13 protein-coding genes are annotated in these 17,173 nt (G+C 63.1%); 10 read left to right on the forward strand and 3 right to left on the reverse strand.

From position 1 onward, the window contains the following. The first annotated feature begins 89 nt into the window (after positions 1-89). The 7 genes from VC352_RS00565 (at position 90) to VC352_RS00595 (ending at position 10,840) form a co-directional block, all read left to right on the forward strand. Positions 90-2,804, forward strand: coding sequence for a LuxR C-terminal-related transcriptional regulator (locus VC352_RS00565; RefSeq protein ID WP_322977640.1), 2,715 nt, complete (start codon positions 90-92; stop codon positions 2,802-2,804). After that, positions 2,801-5,524, forward strand: a complete 2,724-nt coding sequence (locus tag VC352_RS00570) for a helix-turn-helix transcriptional regulator (RefSeq protein ID WP_322977641.1) — start codon at positions 2,801-2,803, stop codon at positions 5,522-5,524. The genes VC352_RS00565 and VC352_RS00570 overlap by 4 nt, the downstream gene beginning before the upstream one ends. 239 nt (positions 5,525-5,763) lie before the next feature. Beyond that, positions 5,764-6,186: a DUF6160 family protein gene (locus tag VC352_RS00575; protein ID WP_322977642.1), complete on the forward strand. Its 423-nt coding sequence runs from the start codon at positions 5,764-5,766 to the stop codon at positions 6,184-6,186. Positions 6,187-6,268: 82 nt separating this feature from the next. Further along, positions 6,269-7,030, forward strand: a complete 762-nt coding sequence (locus VC352_RS00580) for a C39 family peptidase (protein ID WP_322977643.1) — start codon at positions 6,269-6,271, stop codon at positions 7,028-7,030. Positions 7,031-7,068: 38 nt separating this feature from the next. Beyond that, entirely contained in the window at positions 7,069-8,079 is a 1,011-nt protein-coding gene (locus VC352_RS00585) for a transporter (RefSeq protein ID WP_322977644.1), read from the forward strand. Between the two features lie 18 nt (positions 8,080-8,097). Beyond that, positions 8,098-9,687, forward strand: coding sequence for an outer membrane protein transport protein (locus VC352_RS00590; protein WP_322977645.1), 1,590 nt, complete (start codon positions 8,098-8,100; stop codon positions 9,685-9,687). A gap of 4 nt (positions 9,688-9,691) precedes the next feature. Beyond that, on the forward strand, positions 9,692-10,840 hold the full coding sequence (locus VC352_RS00595; RefSeq protein ID WP_322977646.1) for a MalM family protein: 1,149 nt from the start codon (positions 9,692-9,694) through the stop codon (positions 10,838-10,840). 92 nt (positions 10,841-10,932) lie between these two features. Here the strand turns inward: VC352_RS00595 and VC352_RS00600 are convergent, their stop codons facing one another. The 3 genes from VC352_RS00600 to VC352_RS00610 are packed head-to-tail and all read right to left on the reverse strand — an operon-like array spanning position 10,933 to position 13,992. Further along, positions 10,933-11,919 carry an alpha-L-glutamate ligase-like protein gene (locus VC352_RS00600; protein ID WP_322977647.1) on the reverse strand — a complete coding sequence of 329 codons (987 nt, stop codon included), beginning with the start codon at positions 11,917-11,919 and terminating at the stop codon, positions 10,933-10,935. Positions 11,920-11,923: 4 nt separating this feature from the next. After that, the gene (locus VC352_RS00605) at positions 11,924-13,450 is read right to left on the reverse strand and encodes an inactive transglutaminase family protein (protein ID WP_322977648.1); all 1,527 of its coding nucleotides are present in this window, start codon (positions 13,448-13,450) and stop codon (positions 11,924-11,926) included. Between the two features lie 5 nt (positions 13,451-13,455). Beyond that, positions 13,456-13,992 (reverse strand): ATP-dependent zinc protease, encoded by a 537-nt coding sequence (locus VC352_RS00610; RefSeq protein ID WP_322977649.1) that lies wholly within the window; start codon positions 13,990-13,992, stop codon positions 13,456-13,458. A 302-nt stretch (positions 13,993-14,294) separates the two neighbouring features. Between VC352_RS00610 and VC352_RS00615 the strand changes: the two genes are divergently transcribed. The 3 genes from VC352_RS00615 to prpC all read left to right on the forward strand — a co-directional run bounded on the left by VC352_RS00615 (position 14,295) and on the right by prpC (position 17,168). Then, the gene (locus tag VC352_RS00615; protein ID WP_322977650.1) at positions 14,295-15,017 is read left to right on the forward strand and encodes a GntR family transcriptional regulator; all 723 of its coding nucleotides are present in this window, start codon (positions 14,295-14,297) and stop codon (positions 15,015-15,017) included. Then, positions 15,014-15,901 carry a methylisocitrate lyase gene (gene prpB, locus VC352_RS00620; protein ID WP_322977651.1) on the forward strand — a complete coding sequence of 296 codons (888 nt, stop codon included), beginning with the start codon at positions 15,014-15,016 and terminating at the stop codon, positions 15,899-15,901. Before VC352_RS00615 ends, prpB begins: the two co-directional genes overlap by 4 nt. A gap of 109 nt (positions 15,902-16,010) precedes the next feature. Continuing rightward, positions 16,011-17,168: a 2-methylcitrate synthase gene (prpC, locus tag VC352_RS00625; RefSeq protein ID WP_322977652.1), complete on the forward strand. Its 1,158-nt coding sequence runs from the start codon at positions 16,011-16,013 to the stop codon at positions 17,166-17,168. Positions 17,169-17,173: the final 5 nt, after the last annotated feature.

The raw sequence follows: 17,173 nt of genomic DNA on the forward strand, positions 1-17,173 counted from the left end.
TTACTCGAACAGCGGGCGCTGATTAGTATGAGGTTTCCCAGACGTTGAACGGTCGCGCCATAACAATAATTGACGAAGGGACCCAGGCCATGGACGTAGTTCGAGATCCTGCTGCCGGAAGTTTGTTGCGCTCCAGACTTTCACCTCCTCCGGTCAGTGCCGATCACCTGGCACGGCCGCGTGTCGCCGCTGCACTGGCCGCCAACCCGCATGTCAATCTCCTGCTGGTGTGCGCGCCGGCCGGTTTCGGCAAGACGACCGCGCTGGCCGATTTCTACGCCCAGCGCCGCGAGCAGGGCGCGCACGTGGCCTGGCTCTCGCTGGATGTCGATGACGACGAGCCGGTGCGCTTCTTCCAGCAATTGATCGATGCACTTGGCTGCGCCATCCCCGGCCTCGGCCAGGATGCCGCCGGTTATCTGCGCAACGCCATGCGTGTGCCGGCCTCCGCGGTGATGGAGAGCCTGCTGATGGAGCTGGGGCAACTGCAGGAACCGCTGCTGCTGGTGATCGATGATGTGCACCTGATCCAGGACTGCGAACTGCTGGCCTCGCTCAACCGGATGGTCAAGCTGGCACCGCCGACCTTCACACTGGCCATTGGCAGTCGCTCGCAGCCTGCGCTCAATGTCGCCACGCTGCGCGCCAAGGGATTGCTGCTCGAACTGGGTGCCGAAGAGCTGCGCCTGGATCCCGACGAAGCCCGGCAATACCTGCAGCGTGACGGGCTGCAACTGGCCGATGAGACTTTCAAGACGCTTTACGGGCACACCGAAGGCTGGATGGTCGGCGTGCACCTGGCCAGCCTGTGGCTGCGCAATCGCCCGCAGACCGAAACCGGCATGGTGGAGCTGGACGATCCGCAGCGGGTCGTGGGGGATTACCTGCTGCGCTCGGTGTTCGAACAACTGCCGGCCGAGCGCCAGGATCAGCTCCTGGCGCTCGGCGTGGCGCAGCAGCTCAGTGGCGATCTGGCTAGCGCCCTGACCGGTCGCCCGGACGGCCAGCGGCTCCTGGAGGAGTTGGAGTCGCTGCAGCTGTTTCTGCTGCCGCTGGATCGCGGACGGCAGTGGTATCGCTTCCATAACCTGTTCGCCGATTTCCTGCGGGCCCGCCTGCGCGAGCGCGATCTCGAGCGTTTCCGCCAACTGCATTTCAACGCCAGCCTGTGGTTCACCAACCACCACATGCAGAACCTTGCCATCGAGCATGCCAGCCTTGCCGAAGACGCGGAAATGTTGGCCGCACTGCTCGATGGCTGTGGTCTGGAGCTGATCAATCGCGGCCAGCTCGGCCTGATCTACAAATGGCGCAAGCAGGTGCCCGATGACGTGGCCGCGCGCTATCCGGTACTGGTGCTGGCGGATGTCTGGACACGTGCGACCGAGATGGGGCTGAGCGAAGCCAATCGCCTGCTCGACGAGTTGCTGCAGCGCTGGGGCGATAGCCGTGGCAATGGCCCGCTCAGCGAGCGGCTGCTGGCGACGCTGGCGATCAAGGCCGTCATCGCCCTGCAGAAGGACGATCTCGACACCTGCGTGGCGCTGGCGCGGCGCATCGAGGCGCAGTTGGGGCAGCACACCGCCTTTCTCGAGGTGGCCATCCTCATCGTCGGCGCCATGGCGCTGGTGATGCTGGGCCAGGCCAGTGCCGCGCGTGGCTTGCTGGCCTTGGCGCAGCAGCGCAACCATTTCCTCGAAGGGCGCTACCTCGACATGCAACTGGCCAACGTCGAGGTGCTTCTGTGCCTGGAGCAGGGGCGGGTCAAGCAGGCGCAGCTGTTGTTCCAGCAATTGCGCGAGCGTTTCACGCCCTGGTTCGGCGCGCGTTCGCGGGCGGTGGTATTGCCCACCATCACCAAGGCACTGATCGATTACCGCCAGGGACGTCTGGAAGGCCTCGAGGAACGCTTGCGCTGGGCACTGGCCACCGTGGATGTGATCAACCCCATCGATTTGTACGCCCAGGCCATGCTCTGTCTGGCGCGGGTGCAGCGCATGCAGGGGCGCGGCAAGGAGGCGGGTGCCACGTTGGTGCTGATGCAGAATCTGGCGGCGCGGCACCAGTCGTGGCGTTTCTACGTGCAGGCGGTCGGCGAGGAGGTTGCACTGATCCTGCAGGAACCGGCCACCGACCGCAGCAAACGCGCTGAGCAACGCCTGAAGGCGGTGGACTGGGCCAAGCTGGCCGGTCATTACCGCACCCGTGCATTCAATCAGGTGCTCTGGGTGCAGGGGTTGTCGCGTATCCGCCTGCAGCAGGCGCGTGGTCACTACAGCGAGGCGCTGCACGAGATCGCGCAACTGCGCAGCCAGTTGCAGCAGGGCATGCACGATCTGCATCACCTGCGCCTGGATCTGCTCTCAGCCCTGAGTTACCAGCGCCTGGGATATCAGGAACGGGCGCAGAGCCTGTTGGCGCAATGCCTGATCGGTGCCGAGCGCGAGGAGGTGCGCAGCCTGTTCATCGAAGAGGGGGAGGCGATCCGCCAGTTGCTGCAACAGCTCGAGGCGGCCGAGCGCCAGCCGGCGCTGCAGAATTTCCTGCGCAGCCTGCTGGCGATCTGGCCCGGGCGAGCCGCACAACAGGCCACAGACAGCCTCGAGGAGGGGCTCACCGAGCGCGAGCGCGAGGTGGTCTGCCTGGCGGCCAAGGGCTTGTCCAACGAGGAAATCGGCCAGCAACTGGCGCTGGCCCTGGGCACCGTCAAATGGCACCTGCACAACATTTACGAAAAGCTCAAGGTGCGTAACCGCACCCAAGCCATCCGTCGCGCCCGTGAACTGAGCCTACTGGAACCATGAACGATCAATCCCAGCCTCGTCTGCATGCCTTCGCGCTGCTACGCACCAAGCTGCATCCCCATCATGGCGAAGGCACGCCGCTGCTCGAGCGCGTGGCGTTGCTCGAACGATTGATGACGGCGCGCGATCATCGCCTGGTGATCCTCAGTGCCCCGGCCGGCTTCGGCAAGAGCACCGTGCTCAGCCAGTATCGCCGCCGTCTGCTGGAGCAGGGAGCGGCTGTCGCCTGGCTGTCGTGCGATGAGGCAGACAGCGAGCCGACGCGCTTTCTGCAGTATCTGGTCGCTTCCATCGAGGCCACCTGTCCGGGGTTCGGCAGCGGTACCGCCAGCCTGCTGCAGGGAGAGATCAACTGGCCCCTGGAAGCGGTGATCGACGCTTTCATCGAGGATCTCAAGACCCTCGGCCATCCGCTGCATCTGATGCTCGACGACTTCCATCGGGTGCGCCACCCATCGCTGGGCGAGGGCGCGCGTTACATGCTCGAACACCTGCCCGAACACGTGCATCTGGTGGTCAGTACGCGCTATCACCCAAGGTTTCTCGATGGCCAGCCCGTGCTCGGCAAATGGGCGTTCTGGTTGCTGGCCGAAGACCTGCGCCTCAATCGTGAGGAAACGGCAGCCTATTTCCGTGACATCAAACACATGCAGCTCGAAGACGGCGAGCTGAACCAGCTCTATGCCCGCACCGAAGGCTGGATCACGGCGCTGCACCTGGCTGCACTGGCATTGCCCAGGCAGCGGGATCGCGCCGCCTTTCTCGCCGGTTTGTCCGGCGCCGAGCGCGACATCGCCGATTACCTCGCCGAGGATGTGGTGGCGAGCCTGCCGGAGAGTCTGCAGCTGTTTCTCGACCAGACCTCGATGCTCGACGAGTTCAATGCCGAGCTGTGCAACGCCCTGACCGGGCGTCAGGATGGGCGCGACATGCTGCGTCGCCTGCAGGGCGAGCAACTGTTCATCATCCCGCTGGACGAGCAGGGCGAGTGGTTCCGCTATCACCACCTGTTCGCCGAGTTTCTTCAGGAGCGGGTGATCAAGCGCGGTGATCCCGCCCACCTGCTGCATGCCGCTGCGCGCTGGTGCGAGGCGCACGAACTGGCCGACAAGTCCATCAAGTACGCATTGCGCGCGCGTGACTACACCTTCGCCGCCGAACTGCTGGAGCGCCAGGGTGCCAGATTGATCGCCGGCAACCGGGTGTACGGCATCCTCGCCATTCTCAAGGACATTCCGCCGCTGGTGATCGCCGAACAGCCGGTGTTCCAGATCTTCTATGCCTGGCAACTGGCCTTCGAGCAGAAATTCGCCGAGTCCGAGGCGCTGATCGAAGAAGTCAGCGTGCGTTTGGCGCAGGGCCGGGGCAAAGGCATGCATTTCGGTCTGATCGAGTTGATGGCCGCGGCGCAGGTGCTCAAGGCGCTGGTACTGTTGTACCAGGACAAGCTCGAGGCCTGCCTCAAGGTCGCCGGCCAGTGGCTGGCCATGGTGCCGCACAACCAGCCGGTGTTCCGCGCCAGCCTGGCCTGCGTGCAGGCGGCGGCGTTCGCCCTGCTCGGCGAGTTCGGCGAGGCCGCCAAGGCCATCGCCGTGGCACGTGAAAGCCTGCGTGATTGCGAAAGTGAATACCTGCATGTCATGGCCAGCCTGATCGAGGCACTGATCTGCAAGGAGTACGGCGAGCTGGAGCGCGGCCGCTCCCAGGCCGAAAGCGCGCGGGCACGGGTGGCCCAGGTCTTCGGCCGGCGCAGCCGGGTAGGCGGGCCGCTGGCGCTGGCCTATGCCGATCTGCTGTATGAGCAGGACCGCCATGGTGCGATTCTCGCCGAATTGCCGTTGGCCACCACCTGGCGCGATGTGGCGACGCCGGTGGAGCTGATCAGCCGTGGACAACTGGTGATGGCGCGGGCGCGTTTCTTCGCCGGTGAGGCGGAGCAGGGCCCGGGGCAACTGGAAGAGTGGCTGGTCGGTCTTCAGGGGCCGGGCTACGAGCGGGTGTTTGCCCTCGGCATGGGCTGCAAGGTGCAGTTTCTGCTGTGGCTGCGCCGCCCCAATGAGGCGCAGCGCATCCTCTTGCAACTGGAACGGCACCTCGCCGCGTTGCCCATCGAGCGCTACGGCGATGCGCATACGGCGCTGGCCCTGGCGCAGGCACGCCTGGCTCTGAGCGAGCGGCAGGTGGACAAGGCAGTGTCGAGCCTGGAGACCTGCCTGCTCAAGCAGAATGCCGAGCACCAGCGTGACCGACGTTTGCGTCTGGCGCTGTTACTTTCTGTGGCGTACTGGCGCAAAGGTAACAGCGACAAGGCCTTCGAACTTTTCGCCAATACCCTGGCCGATGCATGGGCACGGGGGTATCGCCGCCTGTTCCAGGACGACGCTCTGTGGCTGCTGCCCCTCTGGGAGGCGTGGAGCGCAGCGCATCCCAGGCAGGCCGTTGCCTGGCAAGGCGTGGCGGAACTGCTGCGTGAGCAGTGTCGGCGCCTGGCTGTAGATCCACAGGAGTTCGAGGAAAATCAAGGGGTTAGCCACAGAGAGCGGGAGATTCTGCGGCTCGTGGCGGCGGGGCTGTCCAACCGCGATATCGCGCAGACCGTGCACCTGTCCGAGGCCACCATCAAATGGCACCTGCACAACCTGTTCGCCAAATTGGGGGTGCGCAGTCGTACCCAGGCGGTACTCAAGGGCAAAAGCCTGGGGCTGTTGAGTGAGGCCTGAGGGCAAACCCGCGAGCTTGAGCTGTCAAAGCGCCATCCCTTGGATGGGCTGGCAGCGTGATCGCGGATTAGTAGCTTGTAGCCATCGCGCAGCGCACCGCGTTTCGCGAATCCAGGCCTGGCGCTCCTAGGGAAGCCGCGACAGGGCTGGTGGTCGGCACGAGCCGATCCGCCTGGCGGTGACAGGATGTCACCGGCAGAGCCCGGGGAACCCCCATTCGAACTGTGGAGATAACAACAATGATGACCCTGAAGAAAATCGCTCTTGCCGCTGCTGTCATGGCGCTTCCCTACGTCGCTCACGCCGATCTCAAGGCGCTGGACGACACCGATCTGGCGGACGTGACCGGTCAGGCCGGCATCAGCATCGCCGGTAACTTCAACGCGACCATCGGCTCCATCGTCTACACCGACACCGAAGCCAACGTGACTGATGGCAGCAACAGCCTCAGCCTCAACACCGTCAGCCTGTCGGGCTTCAACATCGACGAGAACGCTCCGTTGACCATCGACGTGGCTGACAACAAGCTGCAGATCGGCCTGCCGACCATCAACGGCGAGGTCAAGGTCGGTGCCGTCAACATCGGCAACACCAGCATCGGTGGCGTCGCCATCAACGACCTGAACATGGCGGGTTCCACCGTCAAGGTCTGGGGTCACTGATCCCGAGTTGACCGGCAGCCGGTGGCTCGCTCCCCATGGGGGCGGGCCACCGTTCGCGGATGTGCAGTAGGCGGACAGCGATATGATCGAGATTCTCGTGGGCAGCCTCATCGGCCTGTTCGGTTTCACCGAGGCCGTCGACACCAAACCGCCTCCCGCCGGCACCGTGAACATCAGCCAGCCGCTACTGCCCAACGGCCCCCTGCGCGAGTCGGTGGTGCTCGAGCCGATGAGCCAGCTGCAATTTCGCAACGTCATCCGCCAGGCCTACGACTACAGCTGCGGCTCTGCGGCGCTGACCACGCTGCTGGACTACTACCTGGGGCGCAATCTTGAAGAACGCCAGGTGATGGAGGGGCTGCTGCGCTTCGGCGAGGCGCAGAAGATCGTCGAACGTCGTGGCTTTTCGTTGCTGGACATGAAGCGCTTCGTTGCCGCGCTGGGCTACAAGAGCGGTGGCTTCCGCGCTGCGTTCAGCGATCTCGATGCGCTGGAACACCCGGCCATCGTGCCGATCGAGTACGCCGGCTTCAAACATTTCGTGGTGGTGCGTGACGTCTACAACGACCACGTCTTCGTGGCCGATCCATCGTTGGGCAACATCAGTTTCACCCGAGTGCGCTTCGAGGAAATCTGGGATCAGAACGTGCTGTTCGTGATCTTTCCCAGTGGCAACGAGCCGGTCAACGCGTTGGCATTGAACGACCGCGATCTGCGTACCATCGATGATCGCACCATCAGTCTGCTGGCTTTTCGCGAGTTTCCCCAGGTGGCCAAGTTCACGACGGATCAGGCCGACCGATTGGGCTCGGACGGGGACATCCAGTACATCCGCCGCAAGTGATTCACCCGGCATAACAATAACGATCTGGGGATAGCGTCATGAGATTTTGGGGGTATGCGCGGCTGGCATTCGTGCTGTTGGCCGTAGCACAGACGCAGCAGGTACTTGCCGAACAGACCTCGGTCGACGACGCCCGCGAGGCGCTGACCAAGAAGGAGGAGGATGCCGACAGCGGTAAGGCGCTGGAAGAGGTGTTCCAGGCGGCGGAGAAGAGCTACACGCTGCTCAAGAAGGGCGAGCGTACGCTGACCTACGGCTTCGACTACTCGCTGCTGCGCGACATGCAGATCCAGACGGTGCGCACCGGCAACAACGTATTCAGCGTGATTGGCCAGAGCGAGGCGCAGCATACCTTCACCAACTCCTTCACCTTCGACTACGGCGTCTGGGACAACCTGACGTTCAGCATGCGCGTGCCCTTTGTCGCCAAGTACGACACCGAGCGCGACATCAACACCAACAGCCTGGGCGATTTGTCGCTCAGCCTGCGCTGGCAGCCCTGGTCCTCGGTGCGTGGGCGTCCGGTGACCACCCTGTTCGCTACCCTCGGCCTGCCCACTGGCGAAAGCCCTTACGACGTCAAGGTCGACGATGGCATGGCCACCGGCAACGGCTACTACAGCCTGGGCGTCGGCGCCAACATGTCCTATGTGGTCGATCCGGTCGTGCTGTTTGGCTCACTCGGCTACACCTACAACCTGCCGATTCGCGATGCCGATCAGGTGCGCGGCGGTCGTCTGCTGGAAGAGGTGGATCCGGGCTCCAGTCTGTCCATGAGCATGGGCTTCGCCTATGCGCTGTCCTATGACGTATCGCTGGCAACTTCGCTGCAGATGGCGCACAACCTGGCGCCTACTTTCAAGTTCCAGGACGCCACGCTGGAGGGCACCGAGCAGACCAGTGCGGTTATGAACTTCTCCCTGGGCCTGCGCACCTCGCCTGATCGCATCATCAACATCAATGCCGGATTCGGTATGACCGAGGATTCGCCCGACGTTTTGCTGGGCTTTTCCCTGCCTCTGGACATCAAGGGCCTGAAGGCCGAATAAGCAGCGAGTGCGACCGCCATGAATTCTCGTGCAACGCTGCGCGCTTCGCTGCTGGGTGGGGTCATCCTGCTCGGCTGGCAGCCGGCCCAGGCGCAGCTGGCCAACAACCTGACCATCGGCAACCCCAAGGCCATGGCCATGGGCAATGCCGTCACGGCCGATACCACCGGTATCGATGCCGTGCATTACAACCCGGCCGCGCTGAGCAAGCTCAAGGGGCGCCAGACCATGGTCAAGATGATCAGCGGGGTGATGGACATCCGCGCCGACTTCGACCCGCGCGCCGGCTACAACTTCATGGGCTATGACGACGATCCCTACAAGAACTCCAGCAGCCGAACGCTGACGCCGACCATGTACCTGCCCGGCCTGGGCGGCATGACCGAGTTGCCCATGCTGGTGGCGCCCATGGCTGGTCTGTCGATCAGCCCGCCAGGCTCCAAGTTCACCTTCGCCACCGATGTCTATGCGCCGATGGCGCTGGGCTATTCACGGGACTCGGACAGCGATCCGGGGCGCTTCCAGGGGCGCCAGGTGGCCCTGCAGCGCATCACCTACTTCTCGCCATCGCTGGCCTACCAGGTCAACGACGAGCTGTCGCTGGGGCTTTCCATCGGTTTTTCCCACCAGGCGATGGCGCTGAACCAGGATTTTCGCAACCCCGGCATGCTCACCGGGCTGACCCGCATGCTCAACAAAGCCTTGTGCCTGCCCGGCCTGGATGAGGTCATCGGATCATTCTTCAACGTCTGCGGCGGCAGCATTGGGCCGTTCGACTCGCTGGCCAACCTCGACCTCGATCTGCAGCAGAGTTTGGCGCCGAGCTACAACCTGGGCGTTCTTTGGGAGCCTACGGACTGGTTCTCCTGGGGTGCCACCTACCAGAGCGAGTCGCGGATGAATCTGCAGGGCAAGTACCGCGTCGAGTATTCGAAGGACTGGTCGGGCTTCTGGAGCGGTCTGCAGAGTTCGCTGTTCGGCGCCATCTTCAGCCCGTTGTTCCCTTATGGGGCGAAGGAAGAGAGCGGCAATGCCTCGCTCAAGCTGACCTACCCGGATGCCTTCAGCACCGGTATCAAGCTGCGGCCCTGGGACAAGTGGCAATTCAATTTCGACCTGCGCTGGGTCGATTACAGCGACTGGAACAAGTTCGAGATCGAGTTCGACCGCGAACTCGACATCCTGCGCATCGCCAAGACCTTCGGTGGCGGCAATGCCACCGAGCGCAGCATCATTCTCGACCGTGGCTACCGCGCCACCTGGAGCTGGGGTGCTGGTGTGCAGTACGACCTCAACGACCGCCTGGCGCTGCGCGCTGGCTACGAATACCGCCCCTCGGCCATTCCCAAGGACAAGGCCGATGTTCTCGCGCCAGTCGGTGATGCCGATCTCTACGGCCTCGGCTTCGGCTATCGCTGGGATCGCGACACCACCATCGATGCCGGCTTCAACTACTTCGTCTCCAAGCAGAAAATCCCCGCCGGCAGCAGTTGCAACGCCAATTGCGAGGGCTTGGACAACCTGGTCTACAACCCCTATGCCGGGCTCAATATCGAGACCACGGTGAAGGCCTACATCTTCGCCCTGACCTACACCTCGAGGTTCTGACGCCATGCGCCTGCTGCTGTGCTTCGCACTGCTCCTGGCCAGCCTGCCGCTGCTGGCCGCCAGCCGTTACCTGACCTGGGTCGACGACCTGGGGCGGGTGCACAACACCTTCGTCGACGAGCGTTTCGCCGAGCAGCAGCGCCTGGCGCAGCAGCGTGCCGAACAGAGCGATCGTGCGCGTCTGGCCGATGCGGCGAAAACAGCGGGTGATGCCCCGGGCGCTGGCGAGAGCAAGCGCCGTTATTACACCTGGGTCGATAGCGGGGGTCAGTTGCGCAACAGCTTCTACCTCGGCGACGCCAAGCGCGAAGGCGCCGAGCGCGATCAACTGCTCGGCAGTGGCGAGCGGGTCGGTGATTACATCGATGCCGATGAGCTGGAGGGGCGCGGGTTTTCCCGGAGCGAGTACGACAGCCCTTATTACACCTGGGTCGACGAGCAGGGGCGGGTACACAACTCGCCGGTTGCCACGCGTGCCAAGGGCGAACGTGCCGAGGGCACGCAAACGGTGCGCTACAGCGAGGGCCGCCAGGTCGATTTCGAGCGCGCGACACCCGGCTTGCCCATGCTCGATGGCCAGCCGACAGCGGCCATGCAGGCGTTGCTCAAAGGCAGTTCGGAACGCGGCTCGGGCCTGTACGCGGAATTGCTGGCGCGCTGCTGCGGGCAGATGCGCGAGAGTGACTTCACCGAGCTTTCAGCGGAGGAGCCGCGCTACGAAGAGCTGGGCCGTTACTCGCCCAGCTTCGACTTCCCCATGGGGCGCAGCTACTACGCAGCCGTGCGCTTGCCGGCTTCGAGGCAGACCTACGGCCTGCGTATTCGCAGCTTCGCCAATCGCCAAGTGGTCTACCCCTCGCTGCTGTTTCTCGACGAGAACAAACGTCCGACGCGCCTGGTCAGCGATGCGGTGTACCAGCTGTATCCGGAAACCTGGTACCGCTACGCCTTCATCGAAGGCACGGTCAAGGTGCGTGCCGAGCGCGGTGAGCGCTACGTACTGCTGCTGACCACCAATGAAGATCGTGGCCTGCAGACGCTCGATAACAAGCCGTTCAAGCGGCCGCTGCAGGCGTTGGCAGTGGATGAGGCGGGGATGCAGCGCCATGCCCATGGCGATGAGGGCGAGTTCGAGCTGGCAGTGGTGCGTTAAGCGGCGTTGTCGCCTGCTAGGCAACGTCGCCAGGCTGAAAGGCTGCGCTGGGGGGAGGGGGCAGGAGCCCGGATGGGCTCCTGTCTGGACGGTTAGTCCTGCTTGACAGCCACGTGGCCGAACAGCTCCTGGGAGAAGCGCACGCGCTCTTCGGCGCTTTCCTGAATGCCCTTGGCCTTCAGTTCTTCCAGGCGTGCTTCCACCGCATGGGCGCGATGGGTCAGGCCGCAATCGTTGGCGATCTGGATGTTCAGACCGGGGCGGGCGTTGAGTTCGAGAATCAACGGGCCCTTGTCCTGATCCAGCACCATGTCCACGCCGATGTAACCCAGGCCGCACAACTCATAGCAGCCGGCGGCGAGCTTCATGAAGCCGTCCCAGTTCGGCAGTTGCACACCGTCCACTGCATTGGTGGTGTCCGGGTGCTTGCTGATCTTGTTGTTCAGCCAGGTGCCGCGCAGGGTCACGCCGGTGGCCAGGTCGACACCGACACCGATGGCGCCCTGGTGCAGGTTGGCCTTGCCATTGGACTGGCGAGTCGGCAAGCGCAGCATGGCCATCACCGGGTAGCCCATCAGCACGATGATGCGGATGTCCGGCACGCCTTCGTAGCTGATGCTCTTGAAGATGGTGTCCGGGGTCACGCGGTACTCGATCAGCGCGCGGTCGCGATGGCCGCCGAGCGAATACAGGCCGGAGAGGATGCTGGAAATCTGCTGCTCCAGCTCCTCGTGGCTGACGATCTTGCCGGACACCGTCTTGAAGCGATCCTCGAAACGGTCGGCGATCACCAGGATGCCGTCACCGCCGGCGCCCTGCGCCGGCTTGATGACGAAGTCATTGTGCCCGGCGATGATCTCGTCGAGCTTGTCGATGCCTTTTTCGGTATCGATGATGCCGTACAGCTCGGGCACGTCGATACCGGCCTCGATGGCGCGTTCCTTGGTGATGATCTTGTCGTCGACGATGGGGTAAAGGTGCCGTTTGTTGTACTTCAGCACGTAGTCCGCATTGCGTCGGTTGATGCCCATGATGCCTTTGGCTTCAAGGGCCTTCCACGTCTTGATCAGGCCGAACATGGTCTTAGTCCTTGAGGAAGGCTTTGAAGCGGAACAGTTCGGTCAGGCGGTAGCCGCGGTAGCGACCCATCGCCAGCATGAAACCCACCAGGATCAGCAGGATCGCCGGGAAGGTGAACACGAAGTAGACCAGCTCCGGCACGGTCATCAGCAGGTGTGCGATGGTGGCAGCGAACAGGGTGCCGATGGCGACCTTGAAGGCATGGCTGCCGCCACGTTCTTCCCAGGTGATCGACAGGCGTTCGATGGTCATGGTCAGGATCACCATCGGGAACAGCGCTACCGACAGACCACGCTCCAGCCCCAGCTTGTGGCTGAACAGGCTGATGGTGGCGATCAGCACCACGACGAAGGTCAGCACCACCGACAGGCGCGGCAGCATCTGCAGCTTCAGATGTTCGAGGTACGAGCGCAGCGACAGGCCGAGCGCGGTGATGATGGTGAACAGGAAGATACCGAAGCCCAGCTGGGTCTCGCGGAAGGCCAGGGCGATCAGCACCGGGGTGAAGGTACCCAGGGTCTGCAGGCCGCCGAGGTTGCGCAGGATCAGGATGACCAGCACGCCGATCGGGATCATCACCATGATCATGAAGGTCTGCTGGGTCTGCAGCGGCAGGCCGTACAACGAGTATTCGAGGAAGGTCGCGTCGGTGTTCTCGTCGGTCAGTTTGGCCAGGCGGATGGCGTTCATTTCGCTGTTGTTCAGGCTGAAGCTGACTTGCGCCTGCTTGCCGCCCTCGAGGTTGATCAGGTCACTGTCGCCAGTCCACCAGACCAGGCGGTCAACCGGCAGGCCTTGCTCGCCGGTTTCCGGGTTGAAGTACAGCCACTTCTGGCCATTGAAGCTGCGCAGCCACAGCTCCGGCGACTGCGCCACCTCACTCAGCAAGCGAATGGTGTGCACACGCTCCATCGGCACGTGGGCAATGGACAGCAGCAGCTCCACGACCTTGGCTTTTTTCATGCTGGAGGCGTCGCCACCCAGCAGCAGCTTGACGTTGTCGTCGTTGCTGTTGTTGACGCGCTTGATGGTCTCGCTGATGAAGGTCTCGACGTCTGCCGAGTGCTGGCGGATAGGCGCCAGCAGCGCCTCGGCGGCGATCTTCTCCGGACCTTCGACCGGCAGGCTGTCGCGGAAGATCGGGCCCTTGGCCTGAGTCTGCTCACCGCTGTAGCGCTTGGTCAGCACCAGACGGTAGTACAGCGTCTGCTTGCCGCTAGCCCGGCGCGCCGACCAGGTCACGCGACGGTTGCCGTCGACACGGTTGACGCTGACGCCATAGTTGTTGGAGATGAAGCTCTCGTTGAGGCTGACGTAGTCCTGGTTCAGCGGCGGCACGAACATCTGCAGCTTCACCGGCTCACGTGGGTTGGCCTGGAATTCGACCTTGGCGTCGATATTCCACAGGTCATCGGTCTCGTCTTCGGTCACCGGGATGCCGAGGATGAAGATTTGATATGCCGTAATCAGAACGCCCAGGGTCACCAGCAGGGTGATCAGGACTTTCAGATGCAGGTTCAGAGAGCGCATGGGAATTACTCGCCAGGGGTTGCGTCGTTGGTGCAGCCAGGCTTGCCGGCTGCATATTTAAGGCTCGGATCGACCATGGCTTCGAAGTGCTTGAGTGCTTCGGAGCCAATCAGAAGCGGGTATTGGAATGCGCTTCGGTCGGTCAAGTTCACTTCGATGCTGCGCAGGGTGTTACCCATGCACAATTCCAGCTCGATCACGGGGCGTGCGGTGTAGCTCTTGCCATCTTCTTCATCGAAGTCGGCGGCGCGGCGCTTGATCTTGCTGATGCGCGCCAGCGGGCGTTCGAAAGTGCGTTCGTGAGTATCGTCGATGGCCAGAATGAAGCTGACCCAGGTTTCTCCATCACGCTTGAAACGCCTGATGTCGCGCGCACTGAGCGAAGCGGTCTTGGCGCCGGTATCGAGCTTGGCGGCGACCATCAGGTCGAGCTCTTCGATATGGATGTATTCGTTGAGGCCATAGACGCTCTTGCCCATGGCCAAAGCCGGGCAGGACAAGGTGAGCAGGCAGAGCAAGAAGGAGAAGGGTTTCAGTCTCATGTGTCCTTGAGAGGTATTGCCAGGGGCGGGTCGGCGGCAGCGTCTGGCGGCATCCTGCCATATCGCTACCTGCTTTGGAGTCTAGCAGGCACGGCAAAAGGCATGGCCGGGCGTCGAGGCGCGGATTCTAACATGGGGAATTTCCGTGCCGACAGACGCTTATGTAGCTTTCTGCAAGTAAGGTCGCGAGAACCGATGCTGGTTCTGCTGAAAACATTGTCGACAATACTTTGGTCTGCTTTGACGATATTCGCTTTTAGGCGTAGCTTTACGGTCATCAAGTGGATGTAGTGTCGACAATCATGCTGCTCGAATCAGATATAGCTGCTGCGCCTCAGGTGGATTCGGAAACACTTTCCGAGCATGTCTTTCGCCTGATCCAGGCTGCCATCGTCAGAGGCGAGATCGCCCCCGGCAGCAAGATTTCCGAGCCAGAGCTGGCGCGTACCTACGGCATCAGTCGCGGTCCGCTGCGCGAGGCGATCCACCGCCTGGAGGGTCAGAAGCTGCTGGTGCGCGTACCGCATGTCGGTGCCCGGGTGGTGTCGCTCAGCCATGCCGAGCTGATCGAGCTGTACGAGATTCGCGAGTCCCTCGAAGGCATGGCCTGCCGCCTGGCGGCCGAGCGCATGACGCAAAAAGAGATCGACGAGCTGCGCCGGGTGCTGGAGCTGCACGAGCAGGACGCTGCCTTCAAGGCTGGCGTCGGCTACTACCAGCAGGAAGGCGACTTCGATTTCCACTACCGGATCATCCAGGGCAGCGGCAACCGCACCCTGGCCAAACTGCTGTGCGACGAGCTGTACCAGTTGGTGCGCATGTACCGCCTGCAGTTCTCCGCCACGCCCAACCGGCCGCACCAGGCCTTCGCCGAACATCACCGCATTCTCGATGCCATCGCCGAACGTGACGGCGAGCTGGCCGAACTGCTGATGCGCCGTCACATCGGCGCCTCCAAGCGCAATATCGAGCGCCACTACACCGAAGCGCTCGCCACTTCATCCCAGACCCGAGGTGATTCATGACCCAGCTTTCCGCCGGCCAGCGTTTCCGCCAGGCCCTCGCCGAAGAGCAACCGCTGCAGGTGATCGGTGCGATCAACGCCAACCATGCATTGCTGGCCAAGCGCGCGGGCTTTCGCGCCATCTACCTGTCCGGTGGTGGTGTCGCGGCCGGCTCCCTGGGTCTGCCGGATCTGGGCATCAATACCCTGGATGACGTGCTGACCGACGTACGCCGTATCACCGATGTTTGCGATCTGCCGCTGCTGGTGGATGTCGATACCGGCTTCGGCCCCAGCGCCTTCAATATCGAACGCACCATCAAGAACCTGATCAAGGCCGGTGCCGCCGCCGCGCATATCGAGGATCAGGTCGGCGCCAAGCGCTGTGGTCACCGTCCGGGCAAGGAGATCGTCTCTTGCGAGGAAATGTGCGACCGGGTGCGCGCCGCCGCTGATGCCAAGACTGATCCGGATTTCTTCCTGATCGCCCGTACTGACGCGATCCAGGCTGAAGGCGTGGACGCCGCCATCGAACGGTGCTTGCGCTATGTCGAGGCCGGCGCCGATGCAATCTTCGCCGAGGCGGCCTACGACCTGCCCACCTACAAACGCTTCGTCGAGGCGCTGAAGGTGCCGGTACTGGCCAACATCACCGAATTCGGCGCTACGCCGCTGTTCACCCGCGACGAACTGGCCTCGGTCGGCGTGGCCATCCAGCTGTATCCGCTGTCGGCCTTCCGTGCGGCGAACAAGGCGGCCGAAAGTGTCTACACCTCGATTCGCCAGAATGGCCACCAGAAGGACGTGATCGAGCTGATGCAGACCCGCGCCGAACTCTACGACCGCATCGGTTACCACGCCTTCGAGCAGAAGCTCGATGCGCTGTTCGCCGCCGGCAAGAAGTAAAACCAGCGAGGTCGTAGGGTGGCTTCAGCCCACCGCATCAGCGCTGCCGGTTGGCTGAAGCCCACCCTACCCAGAGCACAGCAGAACAAAAAGAGTCGAGGAGATAACCATGAGTGCCACCGAAACCACCCCTGGCTTCAAACCGAAAAAATCCGTCGCCCTCAGTGGCACTGCCGCCGGCAACACAGCGCTGTGCACTGTCGGTCGCACCGGCAACGACCTGCACTACCGCGGCTATGACGTGCTCGATTTCGCCAACCGCTGCGAGTTCGAGGAAATCGCCCATCTGTTGGTGCACGGCAAGTTGCCCAATGTGGCCGAGCTGGCCGGCTACAAGGCCAAGCTCAAGGCCCTGCGCGGCCTGCCGGCCGGGGTGAAGGCGGCGCTCGAGCAACTGCCGCCCTCGGCGCACCCGATGGACGTGATGCGCACTGCGGTATCCGTGCTCGGCTGCCTGGCGCCGGAGAAGGACGACCACAACCATCCGGGCGCCCGCGACATCGCCGATAAACTGATGGCTTCCCTCGGTTCGGCACTGCTGTACTGGTACCACTACAGCCACAACGGCAAGCGCATCGAGGTGGACACCGACGATGACTCCATCGGTGGCCACTTCCTGCACCTGCTGCATGGCGAGAAGCCGCGCGAGTCCTGGGTGCGCGCCATGCACACCTCGCTGAACCTGTATGCCGAGCACGAGTTCAACGCCTCCACCTTCACCTCGCGGGTGATCGCCGGCACCGGCTCCGACCTGTTCTCCTGCATCGCCGGTGCCATCGGCGCACTGCGCGGGCCGAAACACGGCGGCGCCAACGAAGTGGCCTTCGAGGTGCAGAAACGCTACGACAGCCCGGACGAGGCCGAGGCCGATATCCGCGAGCGGGTAGGGCGCAAGGAAGTGGTGATCGGCTTCGGTCACCCGGTCTATACCGTCAGCGACCCGCGCAACAAGGTGATCAAGGAAGTGGCCCGCGAGCTGTCCGTGGAGCAGGGCAATACCAAGATGTATGACATCGCCGAGCGCCTGGAAAGCGTGATGTGGGACATCAAGAAGATGTTCCCCAACCTCGACTGGTTCAGCGCCGTAAGCTACCACATGATGGGCGTGCCCACCGCCATGTTCACCCCGCTATTCGTCATCGCCCGTACCGCCGGCTGGTCGGCGCACGTCATCGAGCAGCGCATCGACGGCAAGATCATCCGCCCGAGCGCCAACTACACAGGCCCCGAAGACCTGAAGTTCGTGCCGCTCAAGGACCGTAAATAAAATGA

The sequence above is a fragment of the Pseudomonas sp. C11 genome (genome assembly GCF_034683865.1).
In the GTDB taxonomy this organism is placed as follows: Bacteria; Pseudomonadota; Gammaproteobacteria; order Pseudomonadales; family Pseudomonadaceae; genus Aquipseudomonas.

Excerpts from the sequence above, each read along its gene's own strand:
- VC352_RS00580 (WP_322977643.1), top strand. The coding sequence starts at position 6,269 with ATGATCGAGATTCTCGTGGGCAGCCTCATCGGCCTGTTCGGTTTCACC.
- VC352_RS00605 (WP_322977648.1), bottom strand. The coding sequence starts at position 13,450 with ATGCGCTCTCTGAACCTGCATCTGAAAGTCCTGATCACCCTGCTGGTG.
- prpC (WP_322977652.1), top strand. The coding sequence starts at position 16,011 with ATGAGTGCCACCGAAACCACCCCTGGCTTCAAACCGAAAAAATCCGTC.
- prpB (WP_322977651.1), top strand. The coding sequence starts at position 15,014 with ATGACCCAGCTTTCCGCCGGCCAGCGTTTCCGCCAGGCCCTCGCCGAA.
- VC352_RS00575 (WP_322977642.1), top strand. The coding sequence starts at position 5,764 with ATGATGACCCTGAAGAAAATCGCTCTTGCCGCTGCTGTCATGGCGCTT.
- VC352_RS00585 (WP_322977644.1), top strand. The coding sequence starts at position 7,069 with ATGAGATTTTGGGGGTATGCGCGGCTGGCATTCGTGCTGTTGGCCGTA.
- VC352_RS00570 (WP_322977641.1), top strand. The coding sequence starts at position 2,801 with ATGAACGATCAATCCCAGCCTCGTCTGCATGCCTTCGCGCTGCTACGC.
- VC352_RS00595 (WP_322977646.1), top strand. The coding sequence starts at position 9,692 with ATGCGCCTGCTGCTGTGCTTCGCACTGCTCCTGGCCAGCCTGCCGCTG.
- VC352_RS00615 (WP_322977650.1), top strand. The coding sequence starts at position 14,295 with ATGCTGCTCGAATCAGATATAGCTGCTGCGCCTCAGGTGGATTCGGAA.
- VC352_RS00600 (WP_322977647.1), bottom strand. The coding sequence starts at position 11,919 with ATGTTCGGCCTGATCAAGACGTGGAAGGCCCTTGAAGCCAAAGGCATC.
- VC352_RS00610 (WP_322977649.1), bottom strand. The coding sequence starts at position 13,992 with ATGAGACTGAAACCCTTCTCCTTCTTGCTCTGCCTGCTCACCTTGTCC.
- VC352_RS00565 (WP_322977640.1), top strand. The coding sequence starts at position 90 with ATGGACGTAGTTCGAGATCCTGCTGCCGGAAGTTTGTTGCGCTCCAGA.
- VC352_RS00590 (WP_322977645.1), top strand. The coding sequence starts at position 8,098 with ATGAATTCTCGTGCAACGCTGCGCGCTTCGCTGCTGGGTGGGGTCATC.